Below are 21,815 nucleotides of genomic sequence, written 5' to 3' on the forward strand. Positions count from 1 at the left end.
GGGGCGCTTCGCCCCGGCGGGCTAATCGCGGATCAGCAGGAAGACCCCTCCCGTCACCAGCGCGAGGACGATCGCGGCGATCCCGTAGGACAGCCGGTGGTACCGCAGGCCGGGGAGGTAGGCGTCCGCCGCGTACCTCCCGGGGCCCGTGAGCGCGAGCGCCGCCGCCGAGACGGCCACCAGAAGGGTGAATTCCACGCCCTTCGGCAGCAGGAACCCCCCGTCCCACGTCACCCCGAGCGCATTGACCATCGTGCCCAGCACGGCGGCCGCGGCGAGCGGAGTGAGGAGCCCGAGGAAGAGGCCCGCCCCGCCCAGGCCCTCGCTGAGGCCGGCGACCACGGCCATCGTCCTGGGCGCGGGATAGCCCCAGGCGGCGAATCCTTTCGCCGTCCCGTCGAGGCCGGGGCCGTCGAACCAGCCGAACAGCTTCTGCGTGCCGTGCGCGACCATGATGATGCCGAGCATCATGCGCAGGAGCAGGATGCCCAGGGAGAAGCCGGCCGGGCGCGGCGGCACGGCGGCCGCCGGGGTGTAACGGGAGGATCTGCTGGTGTGAGCCATGGCGGTGGACACCTCTCCGGGTCGGGGACCGGCACGGGCCTCAGATTCCCAGCTGTGCGCCTTCCAGCTTGGCCACCGCGTCCTTGTCGCCCTCAAGCTCCACCCGGGCGGCCGTCTGGCGGCCGAAGGCGAAGAGGGTCAGCTCACCGGGCTCCCCGGTGACGGTCACGACCGGCACGCCGCGCTGCGCGACCGCCGTGCGGCCGTCGGGGCGGCGCAGGACCAGGCCCACGGGGGAGCGGCGGCCGAGCATCCGGGCCACCCGCTCCAGACGGGTCCACAGGGCGTCCGCGAAGACGGGATCCACCTCGCGCGGGGCCCAGTCCTCCTGGGCCCGGCGCACGTCCTCGGCGTGCACGTAGAACTCGACGGTGTTCGCGGCCTCGTCGATCTGCTTGAGGGCGTACGGCGACAGCCGTGGCGGTCCGGTGCGGATGAGCTGGAGGAGCTCCTCGTACGGCTTGGCGGCGAACTCCGCCTGCACCCGCTCCAGGCGTGCGGCCAGCGGCTTGAACACGAGCCCGGCGGCGGCGTCGGAGCGGCGCTCCCGCACGACGACGTGGGCCGCCAGATCGCGCGTGCGCCAGCCGGCGCAGAGCGTGGGGGCGTTCGGACCCGCCGATTCCAACAGGTCGGCGAGGAGCAGACGTTCGTGCTGGGCGTGGGTCGACATGGCGCCACCCTACGGCCGGCGCCCCGCCGCTGCCACGCCCCCGCGGCTACTCGGGCAGCGGCTTGTCCATCTTCTGGCCGCCCTGCGAGATGCTCAGCGTCATCGAGCACGTGATCTGGTCCTGGCCGCGGGAGTACGTCAACGGGGTCGGGTAGAGCACGTACGAGTAGTAGTTCTTGCCGTCGGTTATGGAGCGCATCCGGTCCTGCGCGTCCTTCTTGCACATCTCCCGGGCCTTGGTCTGGATGTCCAGCTCGGAGTCGAACTTGCCGGTCAGGGTCTCGTTGGCGATGACCTCGCCGTCGTGCGGACCGCTGCACGGCTTCGTCTTCACCTCGGTGAGGCCGGCGGACATCCGCGGGTGGTCGAAGCACTGGCCGGGCTTGAGCACCACGTACGGCACGCGGGCGACCGACGGGGCACCGGAGGAGGCGGACGGGTCGGGGCGCGACGGGTCGTTGCCCGGGCCGTCGGGGTCCACGGCGGGCGCGGACGGCGCGAGCGACGGGCTCGCCGAGCTCTTCGGCTTGGCGACGGGCTTGTCCTTGCCGCCGCCACCGGAGGCCAGCATGATGCCGCCCACGACGAGACCGACCAGCAGCACGCCGCCGATGACGAACGCGGCGACCTTGGCGCCGTTACCGCCGGAGGGCGGGGGCGGCATCGGCGGGGCGTACTGCTGTCCGTACTGCTGCTGCCCGTACTGGCCGAAGCCGGGCTGCTGCTGACCGAAACCCGGCTGCTGTCCGTACCCCTGCGGCGCTTGCGGCTGTCCGTAGGGCGGGGCGGGCGGCTGGGCTGACGGCGGCCCGAACTGCTGCGGCGGGCCGAACCCACCGCCACCACCGGGCGGCTGCGGGGAGTTCGAGGGCGGAGTACTCATGGGCGAAGCATGCCGTACGGCACTGACAGCCCCGTCCGGGGGGTCCCGGCCGGTCCGCGCGGCAGAATGGACCCATGACCGGCAACACCGCCCCCGCCTCCTCCCTCGACCCCGCCATCGCCGCACGCCTCAAGCGCAGCGCCGACGGGCTCGTCCCCGCCATCGCCCAGCAGTACGACACCGGCGAGGTGCTGATGCTCGGCTGGATGGACGACGAGGCGCTCCACCGCACCCTCACCACCGGCCGCTGCACCTACTGGAGCCGCAGCCGCCGGGAGTACTGGGTCAAGGGCGACACGTCCGGACACGTCCAGCACGTGAAGTCCGTGGCCCTGGACTGCGACGCCGACACCCTCCTCGTCAAGGTCGATCAGGTGGGCGCCGCCTGCCACACAGGCGACCGCACCTGTTTCGATGCCGGTGTCCTCCCGCTGGGCCAGTAGGCTCCGCTGCCATGGCTGCCACGACCACCGGTGACATCGCGCCGGACGCCGAGACCTTCCGCACGCTCGCGAAGGACCGCCGGGTCATCCCGGTCACCCGGCGTTTCCTCGCCGACGGCGACACGCCCGTAGGCCTGTACCGCAAGCTCGCGGCCGAACGGCCCGGCACCTTCCTGCTGGAGTCCGCCGAGAACGGCCGCACCTGGTCGCGCTACTCCTTCGTGGGCGTCCGCAGCGCGGCGACCCTCACCGTGCGCGACGGGCGGACGCACTGGCTGGGCACCCCGCCCGTCGGCGTGCCCGCCGACGGCGACCCGCTGGAGGCGCTGCGCGCCACCGTGGCCGCCCTGCACACCCCGCGCGACCTCATGGAGGGTGCCGGGCTGCCGCCCTTCACCGGCGGCATGGTGGGCTACCTCGGCTACGACGTCGTCCGCCGTCTGGAGCGGATCGGCGAGCACGGCGGCGAGGACCGCGACCCGCTCGGCCTGCCCGAGCTGACCATGCTCCTCACCTCCGACCTCGCCGTCCTCGACCACTGGAACGGCACCGTCCTGCTGATCGCCAACGCGATCAACCACAACGACCTCGACACCGGCGTGGACGAGGCGTACGCCGACGCCGTCGCCCGCCTCGACGCCATGGCCGCCGACCTGCACCGGCCCGCGCCCTCGGCGCCCACCGCCCTGCCGCCCTCCGAGCTGCCCGAGTACACCGCCCGCTGGGGCGGCCCCGACTACATGGCCGCCGTGGAGGACATCAAGGAGCGCATCCGCGCCGGCGAGGCCTTCCAGGTCGTGCCGTCCCAGCGCTTCGAGACGCCCTGCACCGCCTCCGCGCTCGACGTCTACCGCGTGCTGCGGGCCACGAACCCCAGCCCGTACATGTACCTGTTCCGCTTCCCCGCGGGGGAAGGCGCGGCCTTCGACGTCGTCGGCTCCAGCCCCGAGGCGCTCGTCAAGGTCGAGGACGGGCGGGCCATGGTGCACCCCATCGCCGGCACCCGGCCGCGCGGCGCCACCCCGCAGGCGGACGCGGCGCTCGCCGAGGAGCTCCTGGGCGACGCCAAGGAGCGCGCCGAGCACCTGATGCTCGTCGACCTCGGCCGCAACGACCTCGGGCGGGTCTGCGAGCCCGGCAGCGTCGAGGTCGTCGACTTCATGTCGGTCGAGCGCTACAGCCACGTCATGCACATCGTCTCCACGGTCACCGGGCGCCTGGCCGCCGGGCGCACCGCCTTCGACGTGCTCACCGCCTGCTTCCCCGCCGGCACGCTCTCCGGCGCGCCCAAGCCCCGGGCCATGCAGATCATCGAGGAGCTGGAGCCGTCGCGGCGCGGGCTCTACGGCGGCTGCGTCGGCTACCTGGACTTCGCCGGGGACTCCGACACGGCCATCGCCATCCGCACCGCCGTCCTGAAGGAGGGCACGGCCTACGTCCAGGCCGGCGCGGGCGTCGTCGCCGACTCGGACCCGGCGGCGGAGGACATGGAGTGCCGCAACAAGGCGGCGGCGGTCCTCCGCGCCGTCCACACGGCCAACCGCCTCGGCTAGCCCGCCTCCCTCTCGGGCGACGGAAAGGCGATGGGGGATAGTGGTGTGCGTGAGCACTGCAGCCGTATCCACCCCCCGCCCGGCCGGCCGAACCGTGGGCGCCGCCCTGCTCCTGGGCGCCGCCGGCGCCGCCCTCGCCCTGCTCGCGGGCGGCCGCACCTGGGCCGAGGGCACGACCACCGTCGCCCAGAGCACCGTCACCAAGCACGTCAGCGGCCAGGACGTCACGGGCCTGCCCGGCGCCCTGGCCGTCGTCGGCCTCGCCGCCCTCGTCGCGGTCTTCGCCGTCCGCGGCGTCTGGCGCACCGTCGTGTCCGCCGGGCTCGTCCTGGCGGGCGCCGGGGTCGTCGCCGCGGCGGTCACGGGCGCGGGCGACACCTCCGCGCTGGAGGAGCAGGCCGCCAAGGCCGGCGGCCTCACCAGCGGCGCCGTCGACCACGTCACCCACACCGCCTGGCCCTGGGTCGCCCTCGCGGGCGGCGTCCTGCTGCTGCTCGCCGGGCTCCTGGCCCTGCGCCACGGCCGCCACTGGCCCGCCATGTCCAGCCGGTACGAGCGCGACGGCACCCCCCGCCCGCGCCGCGCGCGGACCGCCCCCGACCCCGAGCGTCCGGAGGAGCTGTGGAAGGCCCTCGACCGCGGCGAGGACCCGACGAGGGCGTGACACGCCCTGCCCACCCCGGATCGAGGCGGCCCCGGCCGTCGGGGAGAATGACCATCAGCGTTTTCCGCGCCCGCCGGGCGCGCCACAGCAACGAGGAGTCTTAGTCATGGCGGATGCGCACCACGGACACACCCCGGCCGCCTGGACCGGTGTCACGATCGCCTTCATCGGCTTTTGCGTCGCGGGTGCCTTCATGGTCGCCGCGAAGCCGGTCGGCTTCTGGGCCGGCATCGGCATCATCCTGGTCGGCGGTGTCGTGGGCGGTGTCATGCGCCTGATGGGCATGGGCGCGGGCACCCAGGCTCCCCTGAAGGTCGTCGGGGAGAGCAGCCGCAGCTGAGCCCCCGCGCTCCCGCACGCCCCGAGGCGCGGCCCCGAGCCCGTACGGCCCCCCGTACGACGGCCGGGAGCTGCGCCTTCGTGCTGTCCGGCGGAGACTGTGCGGTGTGAGGGAGCGTGTGCGCCAGGCGGCCGCCCCGCTGGCCGTCGCGGCCGGCCTCGCCGCGGCCGCGGCCTACGTCGGGGCCGTGGACCCCAACCGTCCCGGCCGCTATCCGGCCTGCCCGCTGCTGCGCTGCACGGGGCTGTACTGCCCGGGCTGCGGCGGGCTGCGGGGCCTGCACGCCCTCGTCCACGGCGACCTGGCGGGCGCGCTGGGGGCGAACGCCCTGGCCGTCGCCGCTTACGCCGCGTTCGCCGGGTTCTGGTGCGTGTGGTTCATGAGGGCCCTGCAGGGCCGCGGGGGCGTGTCGCTGTCGCCGCGCGCCCGCCATTGGTGGGGCACCGGCGCCGTGGTGCTGCTCTTCACGGTCGTGCGGAACCTGCCCGCCGGCGCCGCCCTCGCCCCGTAGCGGCCCTCCCGGGGAGGGGCGGCCCGTCCACAGGGCGGGACCCGCGTCAACCGGATGCGAAACCTTCGCCCGGCGGCAAGTACCATCGCAAGTGCCTGGTGGGGGAGGATTCCCGCCGCACCAGCCCAGACCATCCGAGTCCGGAAGGGGGCCGCTCGCGTGAGTGTGCTCGACGAGATCATCGAGGGCGTCCGTGCCGACCTCGCGGAGCGGCAGGCGCGCGTCAGCCTCGACGAGCTCAAGGAGCGGGCTGCCAAGGCGCCGCAGGCCAAGGACGGCGCCGCCGCCCTCCGCGGCGAGAACGTCAGCGTGATCTGCGAGGTCAAGCGGTCCAGCCCCTCCAAGGGCGCCCTGGCCGCGATCGCCGACCCCGCCGGCCTCGCCGCCGACTACGAGGCGGGCGGCGCGGCCGTCATCAGCGTGCTGACCGAGCAGCGCCGCTTCGGCGGCTCGCTGGCCGACCTGGAGGCCGTCCGCGCCCGGGTCGACATCCCCATCCTCCGCAAGGACTTCATCGTCACCGCCTACCAGCTGTGGGAGGCCCGCGCCTACGGCGCCGACCTGGCCCTGCTGATCGTCGCCGCGCTGGAGCAGGAGGCCCTGGTCTCCCTCATCGAGCGCGCCGAGTCGATCGGGCTCACCCCGCTGGTCGAGGTGCACGACGAGGAGGAGGTCCAGCGCGCGGTCGACGCCGGCGCGCGGATCATCGGCGTCAACGCCCGCAACCTCAAGACCCTCGAGGTCGACCGCGACACCTTCACCCGGGTCGCCCCCGAGATCCCGGACGGCATCGTCAAGATCGCCGAGTCCGGAGTGCGCGGCCCGCACGACCTGATCGCCTACGCCAACGACGGCGCCGACGCCGTCCTGGTCGGCGAGTCCCTGGTCACGGGGCGCGATCCCAAGGGCGCCGTGGCGGACCTGGTCGCGGCCGGGGCGCACCCCGCCCTGCGGCATGGCAGGAGCTGACGGAGCCATGGCGGCGTACGCGCGACTGGCCCGGGGCTGCCGCCCCCGGGGCTGCCGCGCGCCCGCGCGACGCATCCTCGGGCGTCGCGTGCGGTACCACATCGGCTGTGAGCCGGGTCAGATCAACGGGATGCGATGGCGCCGGCGCGCCGCGCTCCAGCCCGTCCCCTGACCCACAACCTCACAGTCGTCCGAGGAGTACGCACGTGTCCTCTGAATTCTTCGTCCCGGACCCGGAAGGTCTGGTCCCCAGCGCCGAAGGGTACTTCGGCGCGTTCGGCGGCAAGTTCATCCCCGAAGCCCTCGTCGCCGCCGTCGACGAGGTCGCCGCCGAGTACGAGAAGGCCAAGGCCGACCCCGCCTTCGCCGCCGAGCTCAACGACCTCATGGTCAACTACACCGGCCGCCCCAGCGCCCTCACCGAGGTGCCGCGCTTCGCCGAGCACGCCGGCGGCGCCCGGATCTTCCTCAAGCGCGAGGACCTCAACCACACCGGCTCACACAAGATCAACAACGTGCTGGGCCAGGCGCTGCTCACCAAGCGCATGGGCAAGACCCGCGTCATCGCCGAGACCGGCGCAGGCCAGCACGGCGTCGCCACCGCCACCGCCTGCGCCCTCTTCGGCCTCGACTGCACGATCTACATGGGCGAGGTCGACACCGAGCGGCAGGCCCTCAACGTCGCCCGCATGCGCATGCTCGGCGCCGAGGTCATCGCCGTGAAGTCCGGCAGCCGCACCCTCAAGGACGCCATCAACGAGGCCTTCCGCGACTGGGTCGCCAACGTCGACCGCACCCACTACCTCTTCGGCACGGTCGCCGGCCCGCACCCCTTCCCGGCCCTCGTCCGCGACTTCCACCGGGTCATCGGCGTCGAGGCGCGCCGCCAGATCCTGGAGCGCACCGGCCGCCTGCCCGACGCCGCCGTGGCCTGCGTGGGCGGCGGCTCCAACGCCATCGGCCTCTTCCACGCCTTCCTGCAGGACACCGGCGTGCGCCTGATCGGCTGCGAGCCCGGCGGCCACGGCGTGCCCACCGGCGAGCACGCGGCCACCCTCACCGCCGGCACCCCCGGCATCCTGCACGGCTCCCGCTCGTACGTCCTGCAGGACGAGGACGGCCAGATCACCGAGCCCTACTCGATCTCGGCGGGCCTGGACTACCCCGGCATCGGCCCGGAGCACTCCTACCTCAAGGACTCCGGCCGCGCCGAGTACCGCGCCGTCACCGACGACGAGGCCATGCAGGCCCTGCGCCTGCTCTCGCGCACCGAGGGCATCATCCCCGCCATCGAGAGCGCGCACGCCCTGGCCGGGGCCCTGGAGGCGGGCCGGGAGCTGGGCGAGGACGGCCTGCTCCTGGTGAACCTCTCGGGGCGCGGCGACAAGGACATGGACACCGCGGCCCGCTACTTCGGGCTGTACGACGACGCCGAGGGGGCCAAGTGATGGCGGGCAACATCGAACTGCTGAGCTCCGTCCTGGCCGCGGCCAGGGCCGGGAACCGCGCCGCCCTGGTCGGCTACCTCCCCGCCGGCTTCCCCACCGTCGACGACGGCGTACGGGCCGCCACGGCCATGCTCGACGGCGGCTGCGACATCGTCGAGATCGGCCTGCCGCACAGCGACCCGGTCCTCGACGGCCCGGTCATCCAGACCGCCGACGACATCGCCCTGCGCGGCGGCGTCAAGATCACCGACGTGATCCGCACGGTCAAGGAGACGCACGAGGTCACCGGCGCGCCCGTGCTGTGCATGACGTACTGGAACCCCGTCGATGCCTACGGCACGGAGCGGTTCGCCGCCGACCTGGCCGCCGCCGGGGGAGCGGGCTGCATCCTGCCCGACCTGCCGGTCGAGGAGTCCGAGGTCTGGCGCAAGGCCGCCGAGCAGCACGGGCTCGCCACGGTCTTCGTGGTCGCGCCCAGCAGCCGCGACGAGCGCCTCGCCAAGATCACGGCGGCGGGCAGCGGCTTCGTCTACGCGGCCTCCCTGATGGGCGTCACCGGCACCCGGGAGTCCGTCGGCAACGAGGCGCAGGACCTGGTGCGGCGCACCCGCGCGGTCACCGACCTGCCGGTCTGCGTGGGCCTCGGCGTCTCCAACGCCGTCCAGGCCGCCGAGGTGGCGGCCTTCGCCGACGGCGTGATCGTCGGCTCGGCCTTCGTCAAGCGGCTCCTGGAGGCCCCCGACCGGGACACGGGCCTGGCCGCCGTCCGGGCCCTCGCGGGCGAACTGGCCGAGGGCGTGCGCAAGCGCGGGTAACTCTTTCGACGGAACCGGTGACCGGGGGCGCGCTGCGGCGCGCCCCCGGTTCGTTGGAGGGGGATGTGAGCCAGAAGAACTCGGATGGGAAGCGCAGCGCCCGTGAGCGGCTGCAGGAACAGCGGCAGCGCGAGGAGTCGCGGGCCAAGCGCAAGCGCACGCTGATCGCCGCCGTGGCCGTCGTCGCCGTCCTCGGCGCGGGCGCCGGCATCGCGGCGGTCGTGGCGGGCTCGGGCGGCGGCAAGAAGAAGGAGTCCGCCGGCCCGCTGGTCGCCCCGCAGGGCGCCACCGGCAAGGACAGCGTCACCATCCCGGTCGGCAAGCCCGCCGCGAAGGCGACCCTCGTGGTCTACGAGGACTTCCGCTGCCCCGCCTGCGGCCAGTTCGAGAACAACTTCCGCGACTCGGTCAACCAGCTGGAGCAGAAGGGCGAGCTCAAGGCCGAGTACCACATCGTCACACTGATCGACAACAACCTCGGCGGCACCGGCTCCCTCAACGCCGCCAACGCGGCCGCCTGTGCCCAGGACGCCGGGAAGTTCTCCGCGTACCACGACCTGATCTACAAGAACCAGCCGCCGGAGACGGACGACGCCTTCGGCAGGAAGGCCCGCCTGCTGGAGCTGGCCGGCCAGGTGCCGGGGCTGGACACCCCGGCCTTCCGCTCCTGCGTGGACGACGGCACCCACGACAGCTGGGTGAAAAAGTCCCACGAGGCCTTCGGCAAGTCCTCCTACCGCGCCACCCCGACCGTCCTGCTCGACGGCAAGAGCATCTACGCCGACCCGAAGAACCCGCTCACCCCGGACAAGTTCCGGCAGATGGTGGCCGAGGCGGCGAAGGGCTGAGGCCGCGGGAGCGGGTCCGGTGCGCGGGGCGTTACGCAGCTGTTGCGCCGGGTGGGTTGCCGTTCCGTCGCCCCGGCAGGGTAGCGTCGGGGATGTCATGGAACTCGCATACATTCCCAGCCCCTCGACCGGCGTGATCCACCTCGGACCGGTCCCGCTGCGCGGCTATGCCTTCTGCATCATCATCGGCGTCTTCGTGGCGGTCTGGCTGGGCAACCGGCGCTGGATCGCCCGCGGCGGGCGGGCGGGGACGGTTGCCGACATCGCCGTCTGGGCGGTGCCCTTCGGGCTCGTCGGCGGCCGGCTCTACCACGTCATCACCGACTACGAGCTGTACTTCGGCGAGGGCCGCAACTGGGTCAACTCCTTCAAGATCTGGGAGGGCGGCCTCGGCATCTGGGGTGCGGTCGCGCTCGGCGCGGTCGGCGCGTGGATCGGCTGCCGGCGCCGCGGCATCCCGCTGCCGGCCTGGGCGGACGCCCTCGCGCCCGGCCTCGCGGTGGCCCAGGCGATCGGCCGCTGGGGCAACTGGTTCAACCAGGAGCTGTACGGCAAGCCGACGGACCTGCCGTGGGCGCTGAAGATCGACGCCGACCCGGCGATCGGCCGGGTGGCGGGGACCTACCACCCGACGTTCCTCTACGAATCGCTGTGGTGCCTGCTGATCGCGGGCCTGGTGATCTGGGCGGACCGCCGCTTCACGCTGGGCCACGGCCGGGCGTTCGCGCTGTACGTGGCCTCGTACACGGTGGGCCGCTTCTGGTTCGAGTACCTGCGCGTCGACGACGCCCACCACGTGCTGGGCCTGCGGCTCAACGGCTGGACCTCGATCGTGGTGTTCGTGGGGGCGGTCATCTACATGATCGTCTCGGCGCGGCGGGCCCCGGGCCGGGAGACGGTCGTCGAGCCGGTGCCCGACGGTGACTCGTCCTCGGCGGACTCGTCCCCCGAAAAGAAGAAGGTCTGACGGGTAAGTCCGGCACCGCCGGAACCCGCCGCAGTGGCCGAGCGCCGCTGCGGCGGGTTTTTTGCGCCTGCGGCACGGAAGGCCGGGCCGCCGGCGGTGCCGGACCGTCGCAAGCCCGGCGGTCCGACCAAGACGCTTCGCCTCGGACACGCGTCCTCCCAGGTCAGCAAGGCCTTCCTTGCTAGCGCGCGCATGCCGTTCGTGCGTACCTTCGAAGGCGTCGGGGCAGGCGGACGAGACGCCGCCCCAGGGGAAGGGAGCCCACCCGAGATGTCTGTCCTGGAAGCCGTTGCCGCACCGCACATAGCGCACCGCGACAACCACACCCACCGCGACGTGAACGGCGGCTGGCTCCGTCCCGCGGTGTTCGGCGCCATGGACGGGCTGGTCTCCAACGTCGCCCTGATGACGGGCGTGGCGGGCGGGTCCGCCTCCCCGCACACGATCGTGATCGCCGGCCTGGCCGGCCTCGCCGCCGGTGCGTTCTCGATGGCCGCCGGCGAGTACACCTCCGTGGCGTCGCAGCGCGAGCTCGTCCTCGCCGAGCTGGACGTGGAGCGCCGCGAGCTGCACAAGCACCCGGCCGACGAGCTGGCGGAGCTGGCCGCGCTCTACGAGTCGCGGGGCGTCGAGCCCAAGCTGGCGATGGAGGTCGCCATGCAGCTGTCGCGCGACCCGGAGCAGGCGCTGGAGATCCACGCCCGCGAGGAGCTCGGCATCGACCCGTCCGACCTGCCGTCGCCCACGGTCGCGGCGGTGTCCTCGTTCGGCTCGTTCGCCCTGGGCGCGCTCCTGCCCCTGCTGCCGTACCTGCTGGGGGCCTCGGCCCTGTGGCCCGCGGTGCTGCTGGCGCTGCTCGGCCTGTTCGCGTGCGGCGCCGTCGTGGCCCGGGTGACGGCCCGCTCCTGGTGGTACAGCGGCCTGCGCCAGCTGGTCCTCGGTGCTGCGGCGGCGGGTGTGACTTACGCCCTCGGTATTGCCTTCGGCACCGCCCTGGGGTGATGCTTCATGCGGGCTCCCGCATAACCTACGAATGACAGTGCGGTTTCAGGCCCACGACGACCGGGCACAATCCGGGAGCGCAGCGGGCAACGCCGCCCGCTCCGTGTTGTGTCCGGCGCCGCCGGGCCGGGCGATCCCCGAGGCTTCCGGCAGCTCGCCGCGTCACCCGCAGTGTCCACATGCTGAACCGGTGCTTCCATTTTCTGAGAAGCGACCCATCATGTAACCTGCACCAACTTCTTCCGCAGAGGGCCAACGTCGTCCCTCGGCACATGCACTGGCCGCCCGGCCATGACTGCCAAGACGACGACGGGAGCCGCCGATGCGCTCTGCATCCCACCCCGCCCAGCAGGGTATGTACGACCCGCGGAACGAGCACGACGCCTGTGGTGTCGGCTTCGTCGCGACCCTCACCGGCGAGGCGAGCCACGCGCTCGTGGAACAGGCGCTCACCGTCCTCCGCAACCTGGAGCACCGCGGCGCCACCGGCTCCGAGCCCGACTCGGGCGACGGCGCCGGCATCCTGATGCAGGTCCCCGACGCCTTCCTGCGCGAGAGCACCGGCTTCCCGCTCCCCGAGCCCGGCGCGTACGCCGTCGGCATCGCCTTCCTCCCCGCGGACGCCGCGGAGGCGGACGACGCCGTCTCGGCCATCGAGACGATCGCCCGCGAAGAGGGCCTCACCGTCCTCGGCTGGCGCACCGTCCCCGTCGCCCCCGAGCTGCTCGGCGCCAGCGCCCGCGCCACCATGCCCGACTTCCGCCAGCTGTTCGTCGCGGACGGGGAGAACGCCGGACTCGCCCTCGACCGCAAGGCGTTCGTGCTGCGCAAGCGCGCCGAGCGCGAGGCCGGGGTCTACTTCCCCTCGCTCTCCGCCCGCACGATCGTCTACAAGGGCATGCTGACCACCGGTCAGCTGGAGCCGTTCTTCCCCGACCTCTCCGACCGCCGCTGCGCCACGGCCATCGCGCTGGTCCACTCCCGCTTCTCCACCAACACCTTCCCCAGCTGGCCGCTGGCCCACCCGTACCGCTTCGTCGCCCACAACGGTGAGATCAACACCGTCCAGGGCAACCGCAACTGGATGCGGGCCCGTGAATCTCAGCTGGTCAGCGACCTGTTCGGGGAGGGCGACCTCGACCGGATCTTCCCCGTCTGCACCCCGGACGCCTCCGACTCGGCCTCCTTCGACGAGGTCCTGGAGCTGCTCCACCTCGGCGGCCGGTCCCTCCCGCACAGCGTGCTGATGATGATCCCCGAGGCCTGGGAGAACCACGCCTCCATGGACCCGGCCCGCCGCGCGTTCTACCAGTACCACTCCACGCAGATGGAGCCCTGGGACGGCCCCGCCTGCGTCACCTTCACCGACGGCACCCTCGTCGGCGCCGTCCTCGACCGCAACGGCCTGCGTCCCGGCCGCTACTGGGTCACCGACGACGGCCTCGTCGTGCTCTCCTCCGAGGTCGGCGTCCTCGACATCGACCCGGCCAGGGTCGTCCGCAAGGGCCGCCTCCAGCCCGGCCGGATGTTCCTCGTCGACACCGAGCGCCACCGCATCATCGAGGACGACGAGATCAAGGCCGAGCTCGCCGCCGCCGCGCCCTACGGCGACTGGCTGGAGGCCGGCCTGATCGACCTCGCCGACCTCCCCGAGCGCGAGCACATCGTGCACACCCACGCATCGGTCACCCGCCGCCAGCAGACCTTCGGCTACACCGAGGAGGAGCTGCGCGTCATCCTCGCGCCCATGGCCAAGGCCGGTGCGGAGCCGATCGGTTCGATGGGCACCGACTCGCCGATCGCCGCCCTCTCCGAGCGCCCCCGGCTGCTCTTCGACTACTTCACCCAGCTGTTCGCCCAGGTCACCAACCCGCCGCTGGACGCCATCCGCGAGGAGCTCGTCACCTCGCTGATCTCCTCCCTCGGCCCCCAGGGCAACCTGCTGGAGCCCACCGCGGCCTCCTGCCGCAGCGTCACCCTGCCCTTCCCCGTCATCGACAACGACGAGCTCGCCAAGCTCATCCACATCAACGCCGACGGGGACATGCCCGGCCTGAAGGCCGTCACCCTCTCCGGCCTCTACCGCGTCACCGGCGGCGGCACGGCCCTGGCCGCCCGCATCACGGAGATCTGCGCCGAGGCGGACGCCGCCATCGCCGGCGGAGCCCGGCTCATCGTCCTCTCCGACCGCCACTCCGACGCCGAGCACGCCCCGATCCCCTCGCTGCTGCTCACCTCCGCCGTCCACCACCACCTCATCCGCACCAAGCAGCGCACCCAGGTGGGCCTGCTGGTGGAGGCGGGCGACGTCCGCGAGGTGCACCACGTCGCGCTGCTCATCGGCTACGGCGCGGCCGCCGTCAACCCGTACCTGGCGATGGAGTCCGTCGAGGACCTCGTCCGCGCAGGGACGTTCCTGCAGGACATCGAGGCCGAGGACGCGATCCGCAACCTCATCAAGGCCCTCGGCAAGGGCGTCCTGAAGGTCATGTCCAAGATGGGCATCTCCACCGTCGCCTCCTACCGCGGCGCCCAGGTCTTCGAGGCGATCGGCCTGGACGAGGAGTTCGTCGCCACCTACTTCCGGGGCACCGCCACCAAGATCGGCGGCGCCGGCCTGGACGTCGTCGCCCGCGAGGTCGCGGCCCGCCACGCCAAGGCCTACCCGGCCACCGGCATCGCCGCCAGCCACCGCCGCCTCGACATCGGCGGCGAGTACCAGTGGCGCCGCGAGGGCGAGCCGCACCTGTTCGACCCGGACACCGTCTTCCGGCTGCAGCACGCCACGCGCGCCCGCCGCTACGACATCTTCAAGCAGTACACCGAGCGCGTGAACGAGCAGTCCGAGCGGCTGATGACCCTGCGCGGGCTGTTCGGCCTGAAGAGCGACCGCACCCCGGTCCCGCTCGACGAGGTCGAGCCCGTCAGCGAGATCGTCAAGCGCTTCTCCACCGGCGCCATGTCGTACGGCTCCATCTCCCGCGAGGCCCACGAGACCCTCGCCATCGCCATGAACCGGCTGGGCGGCAAGTCCAACACCGGCGAGGGCGGCGAGGACCCCGACCGCCTCTACGACCCCGAGCGGCGCTCCAGCATCAAGCAGGTCGCCTCCGGCCGTTTCGGCGTCACCAGCGAGTACCTGGTCAACTCCGACGACATCCAGATCAAGATGGCCCAGGGCGCCAAGCCCGGCGAGGGCGGCCAGCTGCCCGGCCACAAGGTCTACCCCTGGGTCGCCAGGACCCGGCACTCCACCCCCGGCGTCGGCCTGATCTCGCCGCCCCCGCACCACGACATCTACTCCATCGAGGACCTCGCCCAGCTCATCCACGACCTCAAGAACGCCAACCCGGCCGCCCGCATCCATGTGAAGCTGGTCTCCGAAGTCGGCGTCGGCACGGTCGCGGCGGGCGTCTCCAAGGCCCACGCGGACGTCGTCCTGATCTCCGGCCACGACGGCGGAACCGGCGCCTCCCCGCTCACGTCGCTCAAGCACGCGGGCGGCCCCTGGGAGCTCGGCCTCGCCGAGACCCAGCAGACGCTGCTCCTCAACGGCCTGCGCGACCGCATCGTCGTGCAGACCGACGGCCAGCTGAAGACCGGCCGCGACGTGGTCGTCGCCGCCCTCCTGGGCGCCGAGGAGTTCGGCTTCGCCACCGCCCCGCTCGTCGTCTCCGGCTGCGTCATGATGCGCGTCTGCCACCTGGACACCTGCCCGGTCGGCATCGCCACCCAGAACCCCGTCCTGCGCGAGCGCTTCAGCGGCAAGGCCGAGTTCGTCGTCAACTTCTTCGAGTTCATCGCCGAGGAGGTCCGCGAGCTCCTCGCCGAGCTGGGCTTCCGCACCCTTCAGGAGGCCGTCGGCCACGCCGAACTCCTCGACACCGGCCGGGCCGTGACGCACTGGAAGGCCCGGGGCCTGGACCTCGCCCCGCTGCTGCACGTGCCGGACCTGCCGGCCGGGGCCACCCGTCACCGCACCACCGAGCAGGACCACGGCCTGGCCAAGGCCCTCGACAACGAGCTCATCGAGCTCGCCGCCGACGCCCTCGCGGTCCCCACCGCCGAGGACGCCCGGCCCGTCCGCGCCCAGGTCGCCATCCGCAACATCAACCGCACCGTGGGCACCATGCTCGGCCACGAGGTCACCAAGCGCTTCGGCGGCGCCGGCCTGCCCGACGACACCATCGACATCACCTTCACGGGCTCCGCCGGCCAGTCCTTCGGCGCCTTCCTGCCCCGCGGCATCACCCTGCGCCTGGAGGGCGACGCCAACGACTACGTCGGCAAGGGCCTCTCGGGCGGCCGGATCGTCGTCCGGCCCGACCGCGGCGCGGACCACCTGGCCGAGTACTCGGTCATCGCCGGCAACACCCTCGCCTACGGCGCCACCGGCGGCGAGATGTTCCTGCGCGGCCGCGTCGGCGAGCGCTTCTGCGTCCGCAACTCCGGCGCCACCGTCGTCTCCGAAGGGGTCGGCGACCACGGCTGCGAGTACATGACCGGCGGCCGGGCCGTCGTCCTCGGCGAGACCGGGCGCAACTTCGCGGCCGGCATGTCCGGCGGCGTCGCCTACGTCGTCGACCTCGACCCCGACAACGTCAACAAGGAGCTGGCCGCCGCCGTCGAACCCCTCGACGACGCCGACCGGCAGTGGCTGCACGACGTCGTGCGCCGCCACCACGAGGAGACGGCCTCCACCGTCGCGGCCGCCCTCCTCGCCGACTGGGACACCGCCGCCGGCCGCTTCAGCAAGGTCGTCCCGGCCACCTACAAGGCAGTGCTCGCCGCCAAGGACGCCGCCGAGCGAGCGGGTCTCTCCGAGACCGAGACCCACGAGAAGATGATGGAGGCGGCGACCAATGGCTGACCCCAAGGGCTTTCTCACCACGGACCGCGAGGTCGCCCGGACCCGCCCCGTCGCCGAGCGCGTCCGCGACTGGAACGAGGTCTACGTCCCCGGTTCCCTGCTGCCGGTCATCGGCAAGCAGGCGGGCCGCTGCATGGACTGCGGCATCCCCTTCTGCCACAACGGCTGCCCGCTCGGGAACCTCATCCCCGAGTGGAACGACTACGCCTACCGCGACGACTGGCGGGCGGCCAGCGAGCGGCTGCACGCGACCAACAACTTCCCCGAGTTCACCGGCCGGCTCTGCCCGGCCCCGTGCGAGGCCGCCTGCGTCCTCGGCATCAACCAGCAGCCCGTCACCATCAAGAACGTCGAAGTCACCATCGTCGACAAGGCGTGGGCCGCGGGCGACGTCACCCCGCAGCCGCCCGAGCGGCTCTCCGGCAAGACCGTCGCCGTCATCGGCTCCGGTCCCGCCGGCCTCGCCGCCGCCCAGCAGCTCACCCGGGCCGGCCACACCGTCGCCGTCTACGAGCGCGCCGACCGCATCGGCGGCCTCCTGCGCTACGGCATCCCCGAGTTCAAGATGGAGAAGCGGCACATCAACCGCCGCATCGAGCAGATGCGCGCGGAGGGCACCAAGTTCCGCACCGAGGTGGAGATCGGCCGCGACATCGACGCCGCCAAGCTCCGCAAGCGCTACGACGCCGTCGTCATCGCCGCCGGCGCCACCACCTCCCGCGACCTGCCCGTCCCCGGCCGCGACCTCAAGGGCATCCACTTCGCGATGGAGTACCTGCCCATGGCCAACAAGGTGCAGGAGGGCGACCTGACCGTCGCCCCGATCACCGCCGAGGGCAAGCACGTCGTCGTCATCGGCGGCGGCGACACCGGCGCCGACTGCGTCGGCACCGCCCACCGCCAGGGCGCGGCCTCCGTCACCCAGCTGGAGATCATGCCCCGGCCGGGGGAGGAGCGGAACGCGAACCAGCCCTGGCCGACCTTCCCCATGCTCTACAAGGTCACCTCGGCCCACGAGGAGGGCGGCGAGCGGATCTACTCCGTCTCCACCACCCACTTCGAGGGCGACGAGGACGGCAACGTCCAGTGGCTGCACCTCATCGAGGTCGAGTTCACCGGCGGCAAGCTCGTCCAGAAGCCCGGCACCGAGCGGCGCATCCCCGCCCAGCTGGTCACCCTCGCCATGGGCTTCACCGGCACGGACGTCAAGAACGGCCTCGTCGAGCAGTTCGGCCTGGAGCTGGACGCCCGCGGCAACATCGCCCGCGACGCGGACTACGCCACCAACGTCCCGGGCGTGTTCGTCGCCGGTGACGCCGGACGCGGCCAGTCCCTCATCGTCTGGGCCATCGCCGAGGGCCGCTCCGCCGCCCGCGGCGTGGACCGCTACCTCACCGGCACCAGCACCCTGCCGGCCCCGGTCCGCCCCACGGACCGCGCCCTGACGGTCTGACCGGCCGACAAGCTCGCGGCGCCTGCCCTCCCCGACCGCTGGGCAGGCGCCGCGCTGTCATGCCCACCGGACGGCCGCGGGCCCGCGCCTCCTGCCCGCGAACCCGCGCCTACTGCTCGGGCGTCCGCACCATCAGATCGCGGAACTCCACCTTCGCGTCCTCCGTGTACACCCCGACGCTGCCTTGCGGATACGGGCGCTCCCGGTCCTCGTAGGCCACCAGGCCCTGGCCGTCGACGCTGACCTCCATGCGCGCACCGCGCTGCGCCACCCGCACCACCGACCACGCGCCGACCGGGAACCGTCCCGGGCCGGTGGCGAGGAAGCGCTGCCCGCCCGGGTAGGCGGGGTCGCGCTTGCCGAGCTCCCAGCCGTTCGGTTTGAGGGTGATGTAGTAGAAGTGCTCGGGGTCGGAGTACGCCCACAGCAGCCAGGGCACCTCCCACGGGTTGGGCCGGGGGGTGCGCAGCTGGGCGACCGTCCGCATGCGCGCCTCGAAGTCCACGTCCTCGAAGCGGCCCGTGGAGACGATCAGCCCGGCGTGGGTCTCGTCCGGCACCTTCGAGGGGCGGGGGGAGAGGAAGAGGCCGTCGTGACGGCCGATGTTCTCGCCGTGGCCGTCGAAGACCGACCGCCACGGGCCGTGGACCGATCCCTCGGCCCACGGCCGGTCCGGCTCGCCGTCACCGGACCAGAGGCTGCTCACCGCGAGGGCGGCGCCCGCCACCACGACGGCGGCGAGCAGCGCGAGACCGAGCAGCCGATGAACTCTCGTCATGCCGTCGAGTATGACCCCGGCCCCTCGGTACGGGTGGCGACCAGCTCGGCGGCGTCGCCGTCGCCGGGATCGGCGCCGAAGTCCTCGGCGAGCTGGGCGATGATGCGGTCGGTGGCGTGCCCGTCCCCGAAGGGGTTGCCGGCGGTCGCCATCCGCTCGTAGGCGGCGGGATCGTCCAGAAGGCGGACGGCGGCGTCCAGGATGGCCTCCGGTTCCGTGCCCACGAGCCGGGCCGCACCGGCCTCGACCGCCTCGGGGCGTTCGGTGGTCGTGCGCAGCACGAGGGCGGGCTTGCCGAGGGTGGGGGCCTCCTCCTGGATGCCGCCGGAGTCGGTGAGGACCAGGTCGCAGGCGGCGAGGGTGGCGGAGAAGTCGAGGTAGCCGAGCGGTTCGGTGATCTCGATGTGGGGGTGGCCGGTCAGCTCGGGCAGCAGCGCCTCGCGGACGGCGGGGCTCTTGTGCAGCGGGAGCACCATCTCCACGTCGCCCCGGTCGGCGAGCCGCCGCAGGGTCTTGCCCATGGAGCGCATGACGGCGCCCTGGTTCTCGCGGCGGTGCAGGGTGACGAGGACGCGGCGCAGGCCGGTGCGGAAGAGGCTGCGGCCGGTGCCCTCGGCCAGCACCCACAGCAGGTTGTCGATGACGGTGTTGCCGGTGGTGAACACCTCGGCCTCGGGGACGCCTTCGGCGGTGAGGTGGTCCGCGGCCCGCCGGGTGGGCGCGAAGTGCCAGCGCGCCATCCGGCCTATCAGGCGGCGGTTGAGCTCCTCGGGGAAGGGGTTGTCGAGGACGCCGGTGCGCAGTCCCGCCTCCACGTGGGCGATCGGGATGTGCTCGTAGAACGCGGCGAGGCCGCCGGTCAGGGCGGTGGTGGTGTCGCCCTGGACGATGACGAGGTCGGGCCGCTCGGCGCGGACCACCTCGCCGAGGCCGTCGACGAGGCGGGCCGTGAGCGTGGACAGCTGCTGCCGGTCGCGCATGACGTCGAGCCCGGTGTGGACCGGGACGCGCAGGAGGTCCAGCATCTGGTGGAGCATCTCGCGGTGCTGGCCGGTGGTGACGACGAGCGGTTCGAAGAGCGGGGAGAGCGCCATGGCACGGGCCACGGGCGCGAGTTTGATGGCCTCCGGGCGGGTGCCCAGCACGAGCATGGCGCGCACGGGCGCGGTGATGAGGTCAGCGGACATGGTTCTCCCTGGGCAAGGCCCCTCCGTGGAGAAGGCCTGACGAGCGGGTGGTCGCGGGGGTTTCGGGGCGCGTCAGGTGCGCGCGGTCTTCAGCCACGTCTGCTTGCCGGTGAGCATCCGCCAGAGGCCCCACCAGCCGGCGGCGAACCAGATGTAGCCGTAGAAGACGAAGACGTGCGAGAGCAGGATCGAGCGCAGGAGCCCGAGCCGGCGCTCGCGCCGGCGGTAGACGAAGCCGTACGCGTAGGCGGCGGTGAAGGACAGCACGTACGGGCCGATGACCCACATCGGGGTGATCAGCGGGCGCCCGGCCTGGACGGAGCCGATGACGGTGCCGGCCACCGCGACCAGGAAGGACAGCGGCAGCAGCGAGGTGAGCAGGATCAGGACCGGGCTGGAGAGGTGGTAGAGCAGGTCGAGGGCGGCGCGGGTGGGGACGGAGCGCAGGATCAGCGGCACCAGCCCCGCCGACTGCAGGTGGCCCTGGAACCAGCGGGAGCGCTGGCGCACCAGGCGGCGCACGTCGAGCACGGCCTGCTGGGAGACCGCGGCGGCGGTGCAGTGCTGGTTGGTCCAGCCGCGGGCGATGAGCCGGACCCCGAGGTCGAGGTCCTCGGTCAGGGAGTCGCTCCAGGGACCGCCCTCCTGGCCGGGGACGGCGAGCGAGTCGAGCGCGGCGAGCCGCATGAACTGTCCGTTGCCGCCCATTCCGACACTGCCGATATAGCGCCGGGCGCACTGGAAGATATCGCCGTAGATGACGAATTCCATGTCCTGGAGCCGGGCCAGCAGACCCAGGTGGCGGTTGTACATGCGGACGCCGATCTGGGTGGCGCCGACGCGCGGGTCGTCGAAGAAGGGATCGACGGACTGGACCACGTGTTCGTCGAGCCGGCCGTCGGCGTCGACGACGCAGACGATGACGTCGTGCGGGTCGTAGCCGTCCATCAGGCCCGACTCGCGCAGGTGCCGGATTCCGGCGTTGAGGGCGGCGCCCTTGCCACGGCGGGCGTTCGGCAGGGTGCGCTGCAGGAGGTGGACGCGGTCGGAGCCGGCGGCGCGGGCGATGTCCGCGGTGCCGTCGTCGGACGCGTCGTCGATGACCAGGGCGAGGAAATTGCCGGCGGGCAGGTCGGTGATCCGTGCGAGGCTCTCGGCGAGAACCTTTTCTTCGTTCAGACAGGCGAGCAGAAAGACGTACAGCCGCTGTCTGCGGGGCCCTCGGACGCGGCGTATCCGGCGCCGGGAGAGCAGGAACATCGTGGTGTTGTAGCAGCCCGCCATCACGATGATGGCGATGGCGGCCCCCAGCAGGACCTCGCTGGTCAAGGCCGGCTGCCGGCGTCCGGACCGAGGGCGCCGGGGGCCGGCGCGCCCGGTCCCGGCACGCCGCGGACGGCGAACCAGAGTTTGACGGCGATGATGACGAACGCGCTCGCGCAGTAGAGCGCGAACCCGGCCCCGGCGGCTTCCTGCAATCCTCTCGCAAAAGGAGTGCCCGGTAGCACTTCCGGTGCCACCGTCAGTCCGGCCATGGGCAGGACGGATCCCAGAGTGGGTTTTCCGTACATGAGTTCCCCCCGAATTGCGCCTCGCCAAGACGAGACGAGGCATGCGGAGGGAAGGTATCAGAGAGTACTGGTATTACTGTCGGACTTGGTGGCAATTGTTGGAGTGGAATCTCAAATTCAATGAACCTAACGGTAGTTATGCCTGGTGGTCGCCGCATGTGACGGGTGTGATTTTTGGTCTGCACCAATAGCTCTGTACGGAACTGCCCGCTCAGGACAGAAGTTGTCTATTGACATGCATCCGTACCGGACAGAAGAATCTGGCGCCAGTCGGGC

General features: G+C 72.5%; 21 protein-coding genes. 14 read left to right on the forward strand and 7 right to left on the reverse strand.

Going from position 1 to position 21,815, the window contains the following annotated elements; all coding sequences use genetic code 11:
* Window positions 1-21 precede the first annotated feature (21 nt).
* Genes ACFZCD_RS15625 through ACFZCD_RS15635 form a run of 3 tightly spaced genes read right to left on the reverse strand, consistent with a single transcriptional unit; the run spans window position 22 to window position 2,120 of the window.
* Complete coding sequence (locus tag ACFZCD_RS15625) at window positions 22-564, reverse strand: DoxX family protein (RefSeq protein ID WP_391830936.1); 543 nt, start codon at window positions 562-564, stop codon at window positions 22-24.
* A 40-nt stretch (window positions 565-604) separates the two neighbouring features.
* The gene (locus tag ACFZCD_RS15630) at window positions 605-1,237 is read right to left on the reverse strand and encodes a TIGR03085 family metal-binding protein (RefSeq protein ID WP_391830938.1); all 633 of its coding nucleotides are present in this window, start codon (window positions 1,235-1,237) and stop codon (window positions 605-607) included.
* 46 nt (window positions 1,238-1,283) lie between these two features.
* On the reverse strand, window positions 1,284-2,120 hold the full coding sequence (locus tag ACFZCD_RS15635) for a hypothetical protein (RefSeq protein ID WP_391830940.1): 837 nt from the start codon (window positions 2,118-2,120) through the stop codon (window positions 1,284-1,286).
* A 74-nt stretch (window positions 2,121-2,194) separates the two neighbouring features.
* Here ACFZCD_RS15635 and hisI point away from each other — a divergent pair, with 74 nt between their 5' ends.
* The 14 genes from hisI to ACFZCD_RS15705 all read left to right on the forward strand — a co-directional run bounded on the left by hisI (window position 2,195) and on the right by ACFZCD_RS15705 (window position 18,003).
* Window positions 2,195-2,563, forward strand: a complete 369-nt coding sequence (gene hisI / locus ACFZCD_RS15640) for a phosphoribosyl-AMP cyclohydrolase (protein ID WP_391830942.1) — start codon at window positions 2,195-2,197, stop codon at window positions 2,561-2,563.
* 11 nt (window positions 2,564-2,574) lie between these two features.
* The gene (locus tag ACFZCD_RS15645; protein WP_391830944.1) at window positions 2,575-4,116 is read left to right on the forward strand and encodes an anthranilate synthase component I; all 1,542 of its coding nucleotides are present in this window, start codon (window positions 2,575-2,577) and stop codon (window positions 4,114-4,116) included.
* Window positions 4,117-4,165: 49 nt separating this feature from the next.
* On the forward strand, window positions 4,166-4,780 hold the full coding sequence (locus ACFZCD_RS15650; protein ID WP_391830946.1) for a TIGR02234 family membrane protein: 615 nt from the start codon (window positions 4,166-4,168) through the stop codon (window positions 4,778-4,780).
* Window positions 4,781-4,886: 106 nt separating this feature from the next.
* The gene (locus ACFZCD_RS15655; protein WP_391830948.1) at window positions 4,887-5,120 is read left to right on the forward strand and encodes an HGxxPAAW family protein; all 234 of its coding nucleotides are present in this window, start codon (window positions 4,887-4,889) and stop codon (window positions 5,118-5,120) included.
* Between the two features lie 106 nt (window positions 5,121-5,226).
* Window positions 5,227-5,631, forward strand: coding sequence for a DUF2752 domain-containing protein (locus ACFZCD_RS15660; protein ID WP_391830950.1), 405 nt, complete (start codon window positions 5,227-5,229; stop codon window positions 5,629-5,631).
* Between the two features lie 159 nt (window positions 5,632-5,790).
* Complete coding sequence (trpC, locus tag ACFZCD_RS15665; protein WP_391830952.1) at window positions 5,791-6,600, forward strand: indole-3-glycerol phosphate synthase TrpC; 810 nt, start codon at window positions 5,791-5,793, stop codon at window positions 6,598-6,600.
* Complete coding sequence (gene trpM / locus ACFZCD_RS15670) at window positions 6,587-6,772, forward strand: tryptophan biosynthesis modulator TrpM (protein ID WP_391830954.1); 186 nt, start codon at window positions 6,587-6,589, stop codon at window positions 6,770-6,772. Before trpC ends, trpM begins: the two co-directional genes overlap by 14 nt.
* Before the next feature lie 34 nt (window positions 6,773-6,806).
* Complete coding sequence (gene trpB / locus ACFZCD_RS15675; protein ID WP_391830955.1) at window positions 6,807-8,048, forward strand: tryptophan synthase subunit beta; 1,242 nt, start codon at window positions 6,807-6,809, stop codon at window positions 8,046-8,048.
* Complete coding sequence (gene trpA, locus ACFZCD_RS15680) at window positions 8,048-8,863, forward strand: tryptophan synthase subunit alpha (RefSeq protein ID WP_391830957.1); 816 nt, start codon at window positions 8,048-8,050, stop codon at window positions 8,861-8,863. The genes trpB and trpA overlap by 1 nt, the downstream gene beginning before the upstream one ends.
* A gap of 65 nt (window positions 8,864-8,928) precedes the next feature.
* Entirely contained in the window at window positions 8,929-9,711 is a 783-nt protein-coding gene (locus tag ACFZCD_RS15685) for a DsbA family protein (RefSeq protein WP_391830959.1), read from the forward strand.
* A gap of 97 nt (window positions 9,712-9,808) precedes the next feature.
* Window positions 9,809-10,678, forward strand: coding sequence for a prolipoprotein diacylglyceryl transferase (gene lgt / locus ACFZCD_RS15690; protein WP_391830961.1), 870 nt, complete (start codon window positions 9,809-9,811; stop codon window positions 10,676-10,678).
* A gap of 270 nt (window positions 10,679-10,948) precedes the next feature.
* Entirely contained in the window at window positions 10,949-11,680 is a 732-nt protein-coding gene (locus tag ACFZCD_RS15695) for a VIT1/CCC1 transporter family protein (protein WP_391830963.1), read from the forward strand.
* A 322-nt stretch (window positions 11,681-12,002) separates the two neighbouring features.
* The gene (gltB, locus tag ACFZCD_RS15700) at window positions 12,003-16,550 is read left to right on the forward strand and encodes a glutamate synthase large subunit (RefSeq protein WP_391830965.1); all 4,548 of its coding nucleotides are present in this window, start codon (window positions 12,003-12,005) and stop codon (window positions 16,548-16,550) included.
* Entirely contained in the window at window positions 16,543-18,003 is a 1,461-nt protein-coding gene (locus tag ACFZCD_RS15705) for a glutamate synthase subunit beta (RefSeq protein ID WP_391830967.1), read from the forward strand. Before gltB ends, ACFZCD_RS15705 begins: the two co-directional genes overlap by 8 nt.
* A gap of 109 nt (window positions 18,004-18,112) precedes the next feature.
* On the opposite strand, the gene ACFZCD_RS15710 is transcribed toward ACFZCD_RS15705, so the two are convergent.
* The 4 genes from ACFZCD_RS15710 to ACFZCD_RS15725 all read right to left on the reverse strand — a co-directional run bounded on the left by ACFZCD_RS15710 (window position 18,113) and on the right by ACFZCD_RS15725 (window position 21,503).
* Window positions 18,113-18,781 (reverse strand): family 16 glycoside hydrolase, encoded by a 669-nt coding sequence (locus ACFZCD_RS15710; protein WP_391830969.1) that lies wholly within the window; start codon window positions 18,779-18,781, stop codon window positions 18,113-18,115.
* On the reverse strand, window positions 18,778-19,968 hold the full coding sequence (gene wecB, locus ACFZCD_RS15715) for a non-hydrolyzing UDP-N-acetylglucosamine 2-epimerase (RefSeq protein WP_391830971.1): 1,191 nt from the start codon (window positions 19,966-19,968) through the stop codon (window positions 18,778-18,780). The genes ACFZCD_RS15710 and wecB overlap by 4 nt, the downstream gene beginning before the upstream one ends.
* A gap of 72 nt (window positions 19,969-20,040) precedes the next feature.
* Window positions 20,041-21,297, reverse strand: coding sequence for a glycosyltransferase (locus ACFZCD_RS15720; RefSeq protein WP_391830973.1), 1,257 nt, complete (start codon window positions 21,295-21,297; stop codon window positions 20,041-20,043).
* Complete coding sequence (locus tag ACFZCD_RS15725; protein WP_391830975.1) at window positions 21,294-21,503, reverse strand: hypothetical protein; 210 nt, start codon at window positions 21,501-21,503, stop codon at window positions 21,294-21,296. The genes ACFZCD_RS15720 and ACFZCD_RS15725 overlap by 4 nt, the downstream gene beginning before the upstream one ends.
* Window positions 21,504-21,815: the final 312 nt, after the last annotated feature.

Origin of the sequence: Streptomyces sp. NPDC008001 (assembly GCF_042958085.1) — a bacterium.
Taxonomy (GTDB): domain Bacteria; phylum Actinomycetota; class Actinomycetes; order Streptomycetales; family Streptomycetaceae; genus Streptomyces.

What these genes read in the sequence shown, in the direction of transcription:
- ACFZCD_RS15625 (WP_391830936.1), bottom strand. Translation starts at nt 564, where the DNA reads ATGGCTCACACCAGCAGATCCTCCCGTTACACCCCGGCGGCCGCCGTG.
- ACFZCD_RS15630 (WP_391830938.1), bottom strand. Translation starts at nt 1,237, where the DNA reads ATGTCGACCCACGCCCAGCACGAACGTCTGCTCCTCGCCGACCTGTTG.
- ACFZCD_RS15635 (WP_391830940.1), bottom strand. Translation starts at nt 2,120, where the DNA reads ATGAGTACTCCGCCCTCGAACTCCCCGCAGCCGCCCGGTGGTGGCGGT.
- hisI (WP_391830942.1), top strand. Translation starts at nt 2,195, where the DNA reads ATGACCGGCAACACCGCCCCCGCCTCCTCCCTCGACCCCGCCATCGCC.
- ACFZCD_RS15645 (WP_391830944.1), top strand. Translation starts at nt 2,575, where the DNA reads ATGGCTGCCACGACCACCGGTGACATCGCGCCGGACGCCGAGACCTTC.
- ACFZCD_RS15655 (WP_391830948.1), top strand. Translation starts at nt 4,887, where the DNA reads ATGGCGGATGCGCACCACGGACACACCCCGGCCGCCTGGACCGGTGTC.
- trpM (WP_391830954.1), top strand. Translation starts at nt 6,587, where the DNA reads ATGGCAGGAGCTGACGGAGCCATGGCGGCGTACGCGCGACTGGCCCGG.
- trpA (WP_391830957.1), top strand. Translation starts at nt 8,048, where the DNA reads ATGGCGGGCAACATCGAACTGCTGAGCTCCGTCCTGGCCGCGGCCAGG.
- lgt (WP_391830961.1), top strand. Translation starts at nt 9,809, where the DNA reads ATGGAACTCGCATACATTCCCAGCCCCTCGACCGGCGTGATCCACCTC.
- ACFZCD_RS15695 (WP_391830963.1), top strand. Translation starts at nt 10,949, where the DNA reads ATGTCTGTCCTGGAAGCCGTTGCCGCACCGCACATAGCGCACCGCGAC.
- gltB (WP_391830965.1), top strand. Translation starts at nt 12,003, where the DNA reads ATGCGCTCTGCATCCCACCCCGCCCAGCAGGGTATGTACGACCCGCGG.
- ACFZCD_RS15705 (WP_391830967.1), top strand. Translation starts at nt 16,543, where the DNA reads ATGGCTGACCCCAAGGGCTTTCTCACCACGGACCGCGAGGTCGCCCGG.
- ACFZCD_RS15710 (WP_391830969.1), bottom strand. Translation starts at nt 18,781, where the DNA reads ATGACGAGAGTTCATCGGCTGCTCGGTCTCGCGCTGCTCGCCGCCGTC.
- wecB (WP_391830971.1), bottom strand. Translation starts at nt 19,968, where the DNA reads ATGTCCGCTGACCTCATCACCGCGCCCGTGCGCGCCATGCTCGTGCTG.
- ACFZCD_RS15725 (WP_391830975.1), bottom strand. Translation starts at nt 21,503, where the DNA reads ATGGCCGGACTGACGGTGGCACCGGAAGTGCTACCGGGCACTCCTTTT.